Source organism: Fredinandcohnia onubensis, assembly GCF_002734215.1.
GTDB lineage: Bacteria > Bacillota > Bacilli > Bacillales > Bacillaceae_L > Ferdinandcohnia > Ferdinandcohnia onubensis.
In genome coordinates this window covers 45,121-57,938 of sequence record NZ_NSEB01000022.1, presented here as the reverse complement: position 1 = coordinate 57,938, position 12,818 = coordinate 45,121, and the positions used below count along the sequence as shown (strand labels likewise).

At 37.7% G+C, this 12,818-nt stretch carries 9 protein-coding genes and 1 pseudogene; 9 read left to right on the top strand and 1 reads right to left on the bottom strand.

The window, feature by feature from the left end:
* Positions 1 to 3: 3 nt before the first annotated feature.
* The 6 genes and pseudogenes from CKK03_RS21025 (at position 4) to CKK03_RS21000 (ending at position 6,623) form a co-directional block, all read left to right on the top strand.
* Entirely contained in the window at positions 4 to 1,434 is a 1,431-nt protein-coding gene (locus CKK03_RS21025; RefSeq protein ID WP_245864236.1) for an ABC transporter permease, read from the top strand.
* Between the two features lie 12 nt (positions 1,435 to 1,446).
* Entirely contained in the window at positions 1,447 to 2,940 is a 1,494-nt protein-coding gene (locus tag CKK03_RS21020) for an ABC transporter permease (protein WP_099364462.1), read from the top strand.
* Positions 2,941 to 2,997: 57 nt separating this feature from the next.
* Positions 2,998 to 4,791: an ABC transporter substrate-binding protein gene (locus tag CKK03_RS21015; RefSeq protein ID WP_099364461.1), complete on the top strand. Its 1,794-nt coding sequence runs from the start codon at positions 2,998 to 3,000 to the stop codon at positions 4,789 to 4,791.
* 164 nt (positions 4,792 to 4,955) lie between these two features.
* Positions 4,956 to 5,738 (top strand): YybI family spore inner coat protein, encoded by a 783-nt coding sequence (locus CKK03_RS21010; protein WP_218962818.1) that lies wholly within the window; start codon positions 4,956 to 4,958, stop codon positions 5,736 to 5,738.
* Positions 5,739 to 5,805: 67 nt separating this feature from the next.
* Positions 5,806 to 6,009, top strand: a pseudogene (locus CKK03_RS21005) (hypothetical protein).
* A gap of 236 nt (positions 6,010 to 6,245) precedes the next feature.
* On the top strand, positions 6,246 to 6,623 hold the full coding sequence (locus CKK03_RS21000) for a RidA family protein (protein WP_099364459.1): 378 nt from the start codon (positions 6,246 to 6,248) through the stop codon (positions 6,621 to 6,623).
* Positions 6,624 to 6,800: 177 nt separating this feature from the next.
* On the opposite strand, the gene CKK03_RS20995 is transcribed toward CKK03_RS21000, so the two are convergent.
* A complete protein-coding gene (locus tag CKK03_RS20995) occupies positions 6,801 to 8,555 on the bottom strand; it encodes a PhoX family protein (protein ID WP_099364458.1) in 1,755 nt (584 codons plus the stop codon).
* 382 nt (positions 8,556 to 8,937) lie between these two features.
* Between CKK03_RS20995 and CKK03_RS20990 the strand changes: the two genes are divergently transcribed.
* The 3 genes from CKK03_RS20990 to CKK03_RS20980 all read left to right on the top strand — a co-directional run bounded on the left by CKK03_RS20990 (position 8,938) and on the right by CKK03_RS20980 (position 12,787).
* The gene (locus CKK03_RS20990; RefSeq protein WP_099364457.1) at positions 8,938 to 10,473 is read left to right on the top strand and encodes a CehA/McbA family metallohydrolase domain-containing protein; all 1,536 of its coding nucleotides are present in this window, start codon (positions 8,938 to 8,940) and stop codon (positions 10,471 to 10,473) included.
* Between the two features lie 96 nt (positions 10,474 to 10,569).
* On the top strand, positions 10,570 to 11,625 hold the full coding sequence (locus CKK03_RS20985) for a HupE/UreJ family protein (RefSeq protein ID WP_099364456.1): 1,056 nt from the start codon (positions 10,570 to 10,572) through the stop codon (positions 11,623 to 11,625).
* Between the two features lie 250 nt (positions 11,626 to 11,875).
* A complete protein-coding gene (locus tag CKK03_RS20980; RefSeq protein ID WP_099364455.1) occupies positions 11,876 to 12,787 on the top strand; it encodes a Gfo/Idh/MocA family protein in 912 nt (303 codons plus the stop codon).
* The last annotated feature ends 31 nt before the right edge of the window (positions 12,788 to 12,818 follow it).

Below are 12,818 nucleotides of genomic sequence, written 5' to 3'. Positions count from 1 at the left end.
TATTTGCTTTCAGAAAAGGATCAAACAAATGAACAAACACGGTTTAGTTTTGAAAAATATTATCTTGGAGTGATTACCCAACCTTTACTAAAGTTCGTATTTATCCTGCTTGGACTTCCTGTTCATTTGATGACTTGGCTATTTTATCAATTTAAATATAAAAATTCATCCTATAAGCAGCAACTTCAAAAAGAGATAGAAGCGATTCAACAATCATCTACATACGGTACGTGGATTGAGCGTTATGAAGATCAATACAAAAGTAAAATGCACTATTTTAATAAACCTATAGATAAGAAAGAGATGCGTGACGAAGCTAGTAAGCTAGCAGATGAACAAGCTGAGGAAATGGCTAAAGCTACTTTGTCAGAGAAAAACATCAAAGATTCTACTTATCTGCAATTCTTTGGGGAATGTTTACATAAAACAACCTTTGTTTGGGTTAGTTTTATTCCGGGTATCCTGATGTATTTGTTCTTATGGATCTATTCCAAAATGATTCTTCGATATATTTTTGAACGGCTTGTGATGACGATATTCGTCATTATATCGGTAGCAATCTTCGTCTTTACCATTTTATATTTTTCACCGTCAGATCCAGCTGCGAACATTTTAGGTGAAGCCGCTACAATGGATCAGCGAAATGAATTTAATCGTCAATACGGTCTAGATCAACCGTATTTGGTGCAGCTAGCAAATGCTGTAAAAGGAATTATCACCTTTGATCTAGGATTTTCCTATACAGGTAATGAGGATATAGCAACAAGTATTGCGAATAAATTTCCGATTACTTTAATAATTGCTGTATTTTCCTTGGTGATGGCTATCGTCTTGGCGATACCAATCGGAATAATTTCTGCCGCGAAACGAAATTCCATCTGGGATTATAGTTTTATGTTTATCGCATTAATTGGTTTGTCGATTCCTAATTTTTGGCAAGGTTTAGTTTTTATACTGAACTTCTCCATTAAGTGGAATTTGTTGCCCGCAACCTATTCACCAGGTGATTGGTTATCTATTATTATGCCGATCATCGTCCTTGGAACAGGATTGACAGCATCGATTGCTCGGATGACACGTTCATCGATCCTTGAAGTGATTAATGAAGACTACATAGTAACTGCGAAGGCGAAGGGGTTAAGCCCTAGAAAGATTCTAATCCAGCATGCTCTAAGGAATGCAATGATTCCAATTATTACTGTGATGGGCTTACAGTTTGGCGGAATGCTCGGCGGGGCTGCTGTTACCGAGAAGGTCTTCAATATTAGTGGCCTAGGAAGCTATATAGTCGATAAACAATTTGTTCCGGACATTCCATCGATTTTAGGTGGGGTTGTCTACATTGCAATTACAATTTCTCTTGTAAACCTTGTGGTTGATATTATCTACGCATTATTGAATCCGAGAATTCGTTCTCAAATGAAAAGTTCTTAAGAGGTGTTTGAAATGACGACACAACAGGAGTTTGCACTAAAACAATCACAAGTATATAAGAATGCTAGTTTTTCCTTGTTTCTTTCGTTCGGATTATCAATCATCTTTTTCTTTAATGCATATGATTTCGCAGAAGGGACCTGGAGTTCAGTCTGGGGAATCGTAATGGCTGCCTATTTCGTTACTTCAATCATACAAGGAGCCATTGTTCTTCTTATAAAAAGAGATTTATTGACATTTGGGGCGATACAGAAACGCACAAGACTCTTGAGTGGTATTCAACTACTAAGTTTATTTGTAGGTAATGTGTTTACCGCTGCATTTGCCTTCCGAATCTTAAAAAAGAAGGGTTCGATTGAGTACACCCTTGCGTACTATATGTTCCTGACGCAATTTGTCATTTTTGCTATTTCCTTTTTCAATTTGTTTAAGCCATATGTGTCTAATCTATTCATCCCCTCTATGACCCTATTGATCTTGGCGATGGTCATTGAACTGATTTTGATTATCATCCTTTCGCGTACGGATGTTGAACAGGGTGTGAAGCCGTTATTGAAATGGCTTGGGGTTGTCATCTTTTTAATTGGTTTCACCGGTAACTTTTTTGGTTTGATTTTAGGATATAGCTTGGTGATGAAGTCAATAAGCAGTAATGCTTCAACCATTGATAAATGGAATAAGTTCTGGATAAGTATGACGAACAATTTTACGGCTATGTTAGGATTTTTATTCATCTTTTTAATGTTTGCTCTATCAATTGCTAGCTACGGGACTTTTGTGAGTTCCTTTTCCACAGATAATGACTATAATGCACTACTTTTAGAGCCAAGCCTTGCACATCCCTTTGGTACCGATAATTTCGGTAGAGATGTCTTTTCTCGAATCGTTTTCGGTGCGAGGATATCCTTGGTTGTTGGCTTGCTAACGACAGTGATTCCTCTTGTAATTGGTGGATTTTTAGGAGCTATCTCGGGGTACTATCAAAAATCGGTTGATAACATCATCATGCGCTTACTTGATGTGTTATATGCCGTGCCAGGCATCTTGCTAGCAATTGCGATCATTGCAGCATTTGGATCGAGTACGATTAACTTAATTATCGCGTTAAGCGTTGGCTCGATACCTACGTATGCGCGAACAATGAGGGCAAATGTATTGATGGTTTCAAATTTGGAATATGTTGAGGCAGCCAAAGCATTAGGAGAAAATGAATGGAAAATTATTTTTAAACAGATTGTTCCGAATGCGTTTGCTCCAATGATTGTGAAAGCTTCGTTAACCATTGGTGGCGCCGTTATAGCTACAAGTTCCTTAAGCTTCTTAGGCTTAGGTGTGGAACCGCATATTCCTGAGTGGGGAAATATTTTAAAAATTGGCAGCATGTACTTAGAAACCAATCCATATTTAGCCATTTTCCCTGGAATAGCCATTATTCTTTTAGTACTTTCCTTTAACTTCTTGGGGGATGGTTTACGGGATGCATTGGATCCGAAGTTAGATTTATAGGTTAAATTTTTAAAAAAATAGATCACATCATAATGAATAAACGGAGGTTGAATGTAAATGAAGAAATTAGGTATTTTACTTGTAGCATTGATGTTTTTTGTTACAGGCTGTGTTCAAACTGAAAAAGATGTAAAAGATGATGCTACATCAGATCCAAAAGCGAAAGCACCAACGATTGAAATTTTAGGAATGGCTACTGGCGAAGATAATATGAACATCTTACGCGACCAATTAACTAAAAATGGTTTTGAAGTCAAACTAAATATCCAACCAGATTACGGTAGTTTTACAGCTCAAAAAGAAGCGGGTAACTACGATTTATCTGTAAATAGCTGGACAACTGTAACAGGTAACCCTGATTATGCTGTTCGTTCATTATTTACTTCTGACGGTGACAATAGCTTATTTGCTGATGAAAAAGCAGATGAATTAGTAGAAAAAGCTGCTACACAATTACCTGAAGAATACCAAGAAACATACAAAGAGTTAGAACAACACGTGGTTTTAGACAATGCGTATATTGTACCGCTATTCACTTCATATAAAGCTCAGGCGGTAAACAGCCAAGTAGTGGATGAATCAACTGTCCGTTTACCAAAATCTAGAGCGCAAGTTTGGGAAAAATACGACTTCGTAGATCAATCCAAACGCGATAGCCAGCCATTGATTGTTCATCAGTCTATTAGTTCATTAACATCTTTGGACCCGATTAAAGGAAATGACGGTTCGATTAATACCCTAAATACAAATATGTATGTACGTTTAGTAAACTTAACCGACGATGACAAGGTTGTTTCTGATGGTTCGCTTTCATTGAATCACGCAATTGCAGAAGGAAGCGAAGACTACTACTTCTTACTGCGCGATGATATTCATTTTGCGTCTGTTAGCGACAACAAGGCAGTTGATACAGGTGAACTTGTTGGTGCCGAAGATGTTGTCTTTTCTCTAGACCGTGCGAAGGATCCAAAATCAGTTCCAGACCATCGTACTTACAGTCTTCATGAAAACATGGAGTCTATCTCAATCGTTAGCGATTTAAGTGAACTTGATGGAAAAACAGCAGATGGTAAAACCATCCGTGAAGCATTAGAAGATGGTATTGATGGAGAAATTAAAGAATTAGCTACTGACAAAACACAAGTAAATAATGATTCTGGTTCGTACCAAGTCGTTAAAATAACAACTGTGAACCCATTCCCGCAAGTATTGAACTATCTAGCACACCAATCTGCTGGTATTGTTTCACAAAAACAAGTGGAAAGCATCAATACGTATGAAGTAGAAAGCTTTGACATTAATAAAGATATCCCTTATGGTGATCAAAGAACTGTAACAGAAGGTGCAACATACGACAATCACCTTTATGCAAGTGGTCCATATATCTTAACTTATAAAAATGATTATGAAGCACATTTTGTAAAAAACCCTGCTTACATGACAGGTACTGAAAATGAACCAAAGGTCTCTGAAATTGTTGTGAAATTCATTCAAGATGCTGACAGTGCATTATCTGCCTTACGTAACGGCGAAATCCATATCTTGAATGGTGTGCCTGAAACCAAATATGACCTTGTAAACGAAGATGAAAAATTAACGCTTCAACAAAACGAGAGTAATGGGGTTTCATATCTTGCCTTCAACATGGATGGACGTGAAGTTTCTGAAAGCGCGGCATTACGTAAATCCATTCTTTTCTCTGTGAATCAAGATGAATTCATTAGCTTCTACCAAGGAAACAAAATGAAGGCTGTTTCGACTGTAAGTCCTTTAGTTAACACTGGATTAGAGGTAGTTGCAGACGGTGCAAAAGCGAAAGAATTCCTCAATGACTATTTGAGCAATAAATAATGTGAAAATCGATAAGGTGACTATCTCTTGGTTTGACTAGGAGGTAGGCGCCTTATTTTTGTATTAAAGAGTACATTAAATCAATGATTGGATTACAAGTGCCTTTGTTCCTTAATGTGATGACCTTCATATATTACATTAAATCCATTAAGGAGGTCGACATGTTGAACAATTATACACATCCATACATGAATCCTTATAGGAATCAATATGTTCATACAAATAATAGGAAGAATAATGCTATAAATAGTTATCTGCTTGATAAACAAATTGGTGATGTAAATGGCGACAGTATACCGGATACTGTTTACTTGGTAGGTGAAAAGACAGAGAATCCCTTTTATGAAAACATAAAAGTCATTGTACAGGACGGGAGGACCATGCAGTCGTATATTATTCCTTTGTATCCTAAATACAGTATGGCTTATACTCCATGGCTGAATCTTGCCAACTTTACTGACCAAAAGACAAATGAGATTATGGTAAGTCTCCCTGTTGGTGGAAGTGGGGGCCTGAATTATTACTATATCATCTCATTTCTAGGTAACAAGGCAGAATATATACTTGGCCCTGAGGAGTTTGCAGTCCTTTCGCAATCTCTGGGATATAAAGTAATATATATGGATAATTATAGAGTACTTGTTAAAAGTGAAAAACTTGATAAATCCTATACATTGGATATCAATAGCAGAAAAGAAGTGTATGAGGGGACAGTGTATGACCAGGACGGTAAGCTGATCAAACCCCAAGAAGGATTTGTCATTGATCTACCGACTCTGTATCCTATAAAAATTGACGGAAGTGTACCATATAAGCTCGAAGCCAACCAGGACATAGCAGGAACATCACATGCTGAACAGCTTGGATATATCGTATCATACTGGAAATATACAGGGAATAAATCTTGGATTTTAGAACCTGAGACATTTTTTGTTACGATTACGTAATTTATGAGTGGATTTAAAGTGACAGGAAGAACGCAAATCGTACCCTATGGTAAAAGGGGGATTTAAAATGCCTTGGCAATATAAAATAGGATACTTGTTGGGTCAGCCGGTAGGGATTTCGTTTGTAGATGGTACAGGAACTTCAGGGGTCTTATGTGATGCAGATGGTAACAGTTTGTAAGTTATGGAGTATTTATATCAATCACAATTTGCGATGAAGCATTATACCTATAACATGATCCAAGATCTTCATCCTTTTCCGGGCTGTTAATTAAAATAAATAGTCAAAAGACCGTCAATTCGTTTAGAGGCTCTGTTACGAATTCACGGTCTTATTTTTTTATCATGTGGATTATATGAGGTCCTAAGGTGAAGACAAGGTAAAAGGGTCTTACCACCTGCGCACCAAGTATTACCGCATGGGGATCACGGTTTTAAAGGAGAATTGGTTGGAATATTATGCTAATATCTTACTATAAAATCTTGTTTTAGAAGGAGGAGTTTTTTATGTCAAGAAAGGCTTATAGTGCACCTGGAGCTGTTGCTGTTGGTCCTTACTCACATGCGATTGAAACAGGTGATTTAATATTCCTATCTGGACAAACCCCAGTAGACTCACAAAATGGAAAGCTTGTAGAAGGTGATATTGTTGAACAGACAACTCAATGTTTTAAAAATCTATTCAACGTATTGGATGCTGCAGGTTTAACTCCTGAACATGTTCAAAAAGTGAATGTATTCTTAACTAATATGGATAATTTCACAGCAATGAATGAAGTATATTCTAAACAATTCACTGAGCCTTATCCTGCACGGACAACTATAGGAGTGTCATCACTTCCTCTTGGTGCACAGGTTGAAATTGAGATGATAGCTAGAAGATAAAACTTAAGAATTGTAAAAGGGCCTGACCCTCTATACGGTAAAGCATTACCGCACTAGGGGTCAGGCCCAACTTACCAAGCCCAATCTAAACAAAGATTGGGCTTATTGTTTATCATCTATTCGTGAAACCATTTGTGAAACAAGAATTTTCGGGTCGTCACTGTGACGTAATCTAGGTCATTTTTTATCAACAGATGGTAATTGGATATAACCGATGTTCCCTGGGTTTTGAGAACCAACCATTAAGTAAGAGTGCCCATTTAAATTATCGATGGCCTGTATTCCAGTTACTTCACCGCCGTCCGGTGCAGAGATGATACGAGAAAGTTTCTTTGTATCGACATCATATGCCCAGCCAATATTATTTACATGATTGCCAGTATCCTCAGCAATAAATAGGGTTCTTAAGTTTTCAGAGTATACAATGTTGTCAGGATTGGCAATTTTATCAAGATGTGCTTTGTTTCCTTCTGCATCTTTTGGAATGTCTTCACCGACTACGATAGCTTCCATTTTAGTTGCCACATACTTACTGTCAATAGTGTTGCCTTCACGATCTGTTTGTCTTTCAGCTAGATTCATTTCATAAATCCCACCAGCATTGATTTTTGGTAGTCGAATATCATCTACAGGATCATTTGGATTTTCTTCCATGGCTTTTGCAATCGTGGACATAGCCATGTAGATTTTGTTATCGGCTTTATTGAATGTGAGTGTCTCCATCTTATTAAATTCCGAAGTTGCTCCAAGGATAGCCCCATAACGGCGGGATTCTAGGAAAGCCGCTGCTTTTTCCATGCCTGGTTTTACTTTCAAAAACTCTTCACCAGTTGCCGTTTTAATATGGCTGAAGCCATTTGCTAATGCATACTCTTTATCATTTGTAGTTTCAAAAATATCACTGAATGAAAGAGTTTCAGCTAATTCTTTCACTTCTTCGTCTGTTGCATGTCCTAATTTAATCCATTCTAAGTTACCAGCACCGCCGTTTTCAGCACTAGTTTGTTCAAATTTTGCGGCATATAGTGTTCCAGCCGATAAATCTTTTTCTTTGTCAGCGATGTACATAAAGGACATCACATAGCCGCCGTCATCTCCATAGTAAACAGTACGGTTATCAGGTGCTACTGTTACATTTTCAAAGGATAACCGGCCCATACTGTGGTGTTTCACTGCTTTTGCTTCACCATTTGGGTGAACGGATACTTCTGTTGTATAGCCATATAAGTATGGATTTCCAATAGCATTTGGATCTTGATAATAATTCCGTGCGAATTGTGTAACAGATGATTTTTCAGGATTTTCTTCATGGGCACGAGCGTTTGGTTCGTACTCTTCACTGCCTAAATGAGTGTTCCAAGGGGATAAAATGGCGGCACATGGAGTCCATACACCACCATATTCTGAAAAATCAATTGGTTCAATATCAGTAATTTTGAGTTCGCCTGTTTTCTTATCTTGTTCGACAGTATTTAAATATAACGCTCTTGGTACCGTCCCAATTTCATTGCTTGGCATACTCTCAAAATGATTGATCATATACAACTTACCGCTTTTGCCATTTACACTAAGAAGTGAGTTTGCATCTGGTGCAGTTGAGACAATAGGCTCACCGTTTGCTTTCGTGATGACATTGCCGTTGATGTCGTATGCAGCTCCGACGATTTTGCCATTAATGATATCACCAGGCTGAGCTAACGGAGAGTAATCTAAATCAATTGTTTTTTTTGTACCATCTTTTAAAGTCACTTGTACTTTGGCATCACTGTACATAGTAGATTTTTCCTCATTAGTAGCAGGTACAGGCATACCAATAAATTCAACAGATTTTACGCTATCTACTTGTTTATGCGGTTCAGCAAATACATTAGCCGCAGATGGAAATAGAATGGCTGCACTTAATAGTGGAATAATGATCTTTTTTTTGTTCATAATATAGAACCTCCCATAGATTACTAGAATTTAATTTCATAATCACCTTAATCCTAGATTATTAAAGGAGTGTTAAAGGCATATTGAAGAATTGTAAAGTTCCGTAATTTTTAAAAAAATCATACTATATTACTAGCTATAAAACATGACTTAAGGATTAGTTGTGTGTCAAAAGGTGGAAGGTGATCACCTATTTCGTGAAACTATTTGTGAAACAAGAATATTCGGGTCGTCACTGTGACTATTTCTATTTACCTAGTTCTATTTTCCTAATCATTTAAATATAATGAATATTTACGTTGACTTTACATTCTATTAATCTAGCGAACATAATTACTCCCTATAATTTGAATCGTTAAATAAATTATTTGGAGGCATAAAAATGGGATCTCGTATGAAAAAGGCAATTCCAATTATCGCAACAACAGTGCTTGCTACAACAGCTTTTACAACCCAATCCTTTTCTAATGATGGAAATGGTCATAAAGTTGAAGCAAAAGAATTTTCACAGGAAGAAGTAAAACAGAAAAACGCTACATGGCTTGCAGGTGATCATCACGTACATAGCGAGTGGAGTGTTGGCTGGGACAATTCTACAAATCCACCGACACCTATCCGAGCTGGAGATGCCATTTACCCGATTTCGAAAAATGCGGAAAAGGCTAGGGAGTATGGTCTTGATTGGGTGATGACAACTGATCATGGGGGTCCGAACCATTCCAAGGTTAATTTAGAGCAAGCCTATCCTGAATTATTGAAATCACGTGAAGCTGTTCCTGAAGTTCTTCAATTCTACGGGATGGAGTTTGACACACCTGCTGCAGACCATAGTTCACTCATGATTCCGAAAGTTGAAAATGAGTCACAAATTCTTTATGACATTGAAAGCAAATTTAATAAGCGTGATCCTTATCCTAATGACGGAAGCAGAGATACTGAGTCCACAATGATCGAAGCACTTAACTATATGAAACAATTAGACGAGAGCGAACAGCCAATTCATATTGCACATCATCCATCTCGTTCAGCAAAAGGTGACGGCCAATGGGGACAAGATACACCACAGGAGTTTCGTAATTGGAATGATATAGCTCCAAATATCTCTATTGGTATGGAAGGCGCTCCTGGTCATCAGGCTACAGCAATCAATCCGGATGGTTCTCAAGATCCTAAAGGTGCTCGTGGTTCATATGGCAACTATCCAACAATGGGCGGATTTGATCAAATGGCGGCTAAGGTTGGTGGACTATGGGATTCTATGCTAGGTGAAGGAAGACACTGGTGGATTACAGCTACTTCTGATTCGCATGTAAACTGGCGTGATGGTGGTGGCGATTTCTGGCCAGGTGAATACTCGAAGACATATGTAAAAGCAGAGAAAGACTATGATGATATCATGCAAAGCATTCGTAATGGAAATGTTTTCGTTACAACCGGCGACCTCATCTCTGAACTTGACGTAAAAGTTCAAGCTGGCGGAAAATCTCCTTGGTTTGCGAAATCCAAAGGAAATTCAGCAACGATCGGTGAAACGTTAACGATACCAGGAAAATCTAAAGATGTAACAGTAACAATACGTATTAAAGATCCAAACGCAGCAAATGCCAATGGCGATAATCCGACAGTTGATCATGTTGACTTAATTATGGGTGAGGTTACTGGAAAAGTAGAAGATCGTTCATCTGCAACAAATGCGACAACGAAAGTCGTCAAAACCTTCACTAAAAAAGATTGGAAGCAAAAAGGTGAGTACATCGAGATTACTCATACACTAAAAGATGTTGATAAAGACAGCTATATCCGTTTACGTGGAACAAATACTCAACAAACAGAACCTGAAATTGATCCTCGAGGAGAAAATCCGTGGTCTGACCTTTGGTTCTATTCAAACCCGGTGTTTATCAAAACTTCAAAATAGGTTATAAAACATGAAATAAGGCGAGGAGACGAAGACCTCCTTGTCTTTCCTTTTTTCAGCATGAGCGAATGAAACTATTTAAATATGGAGGATTCTATGAAAAAGCTATTTTTATTGATTATAATGATGATTTCAATTACCTCTTTACTAAAATCTCCCTCTGCATATGCCCATACCAATAACAGTGAAGGGTACTCCCATATTAATGTGAACGGGAGTAATCTCAATTATGAACTGAAGCTCGATCTTACAGAACTTGGTCATTCAATGCAAAAAGAAATGGATAATCAGCAAGAATTTGATACGAAAATGGTTCAGGATTATATAAATACCCATATTGAACTTTATGCAGATAGTGTTAAAGTCGAGGGTGTCATAGAAACTTCTGATGTTGAAACGATTAATGAGCGACAGTTTGCGGTAATAGACCTAAACTATGAGCTAGAAGAAAAACCTGAAAAATTAGTCTTAGACTATAATATTTTTTTAGATGATTCAGATCCCAGTCATGCCAATTATGCAACGATTAAATTAGATGGTAAACAACAAGAGGCGGTTCTGTCATACGAATCAAGAGAGCTTGAAATTGGAGAAGTGACCTTTTTTCAATCAGCGAAGCAGTTTCTATTACTTGGATTAGAGCATATCTTTACAGGTTATGATCATATCCTGTTTGTTATTAGCTTATTATTTGGGGCAAAAAACATCCGAAACATTTTCTCCTTGATTACGGCGTTTACGATCGCCCACAGTATTACTTTAGCACTTGCAACACTAGATATTGTTCAATTACCTGGCAGGTTAGTAGAGTCTGCCATTGCTTTAAGTATCATTTACATAGCACTTATCAATATTTTTAACCCTAACTCAAAGCATCAGCCATGGCTTGCTTTTGGTTTTGGACTTATCCATGGATTCGGTTTTGCAGGAATACTCTCGGAGATGCGACTTGATGGAAGTCATTTGGTCACTTCCCTATTATCATTTAATATCGGTATTGAAATTGGACAACTTATCATCGTTTCAGTGGTATTCCCAATCCTCCTGTGGTTAAAAAAATTGACATTCAAACCTATTAAATGGGTGGTTCCAGGAACTTCGGTTGCAATTTTAGCATTCGGAATTGTTTGGTTTGTAGAAAGGGCATTCTAAAAAAGGTATAGCACGTGAACATAAAAATTTCCCAAAACGACTATGAAATTTTCTAGTGGTGATGGGGATTTTTTTTTATAAAAGTATACGCTGTAATCCGTTTGTGTTATAACAGTACTTTAATGTAAATTCTATGATTCGGTCGTCACTGTGACGCGTATTGAACTTGTTTATTGGTTGCTGTTTTACTATCATTATTGTAAGTGTTTTTTTCATCACTGTGACTTAATCTAAAAAAGGGGAATTTATAATGACGAAAATTGGGGTTATTGGACTTGGAGATATTGCACAAAAAGCGTATCTTCCTGTTTATAGTGGATTAAAGGAGATAGAGTTTCATTTTTACACAAGAAACCAAGAAAAGTTACGGGAAATTACCGACCAGTATCGGTTTGAACATATTCACTCCGACCTCAAATCCCTGGTTGATAGTGGGATTACGGGGGCATTCATCCATTCGTCGACATCCTCTCATGAAGAAATAGTTAATCTGCTTCTACAACACGGGATTCATGTGTTTGTGGACAAACCCATTACGGATAATTATGAAGGTGCTAAAAGACTTGTTGAACTGGCGGAGGAGCGGGGCCTTATTCTTATGACCGGATTTAATCGCAGATTTGCCCCTTCGTATAGAAGTTTGAAGGAAGTATCTCAGCCAAATATGATTGTGGTCCAGAAAAACCGTAATAATCTACCTGGTGAGCCGAGGACGTTTATTTTCGATGATTTCATCCATGTAGTGGATACGATGAGGTATTTATTTCCGCACCCGATCGATGACATTGTTGTGAATGGCCGTATGGATCATGAATCCTTATTTCATGTGGTGATTCAGTTTATTTCAAAAGATGGTACGGCAATCGGCATTATGAACAGGGATAACGGGACCACTGAGGAAATTGCCCAAGTTATGGGTCCGTTCGAGAAGCGGACGGTCACGAATGTATCCAACTTAGTCATTTCGAAAGGTATAGAAAATAGTGAGGTTCGGAGCAGTGATTGGGAGCCAACCTTGTTTAAAAGAGGGTTTGAGCAAATGGTGAAAGATTTTATTCGTGCTGTCAGCACAAATTCGGAAACCTTAATTTCAGCTCGGGATGCATTGAAAACCCATGAAATGTGCGAAGAAATTCTTACGAAACTAGCGGAACAGAAGTAAGGTAATAAAAAAGGGAGCTGTCCTAAGTCAA

Coding starts and splice junctions, on each gene's coding strand:
- CKK03_RS21020 (WP_099364462.1), top strand. CDS start 1,447: ATGACGACACAACAGGAGTTTGCACTAAAACAATCACAAGTATATAAG.
- CKK03_RS20985 (WP_099364456.1), top strand. CDS start 10,570: ATGAAAAAGCTATTTTTATTGATTATAATGATGATTTCAATTACCTCT.
- CKK03_RS20995 (WP_099364458.1), bottom strand. CDS start 8,555: ATGAACAAAAAAAAGATCATTATTCCACTATTAAGTGCAGCCATTCTA.
- CKK03_RS20990 (WP_099364457.1), top strand. CDS start 8,938: ATGGGATCTCGTATGAAAAAGGCAATTCCAATTATCGCAACAACAGTG.
- CKK03_RS20980 (WP_099364455.1), top strand. CDS start 11,876: ATGACGAAAATTGGGGTTATTGGACTTGGAGATATTGCACAAAAAGCG.
- CKK03_RS21015 (WP_099364461.1), top strand. CDS start 2,998: ATGAAGAAATTAGGTATTTTACTTGTAGCATTGATGTTTTTTGTTACA.
- CKK03_RS21000 (WP_099364459.1), top strand. CDS start 6,246: ATGTCAAGAAAGGCTTATAGTGCACCTGGAGCTGTTGCTGTTGGTCCT.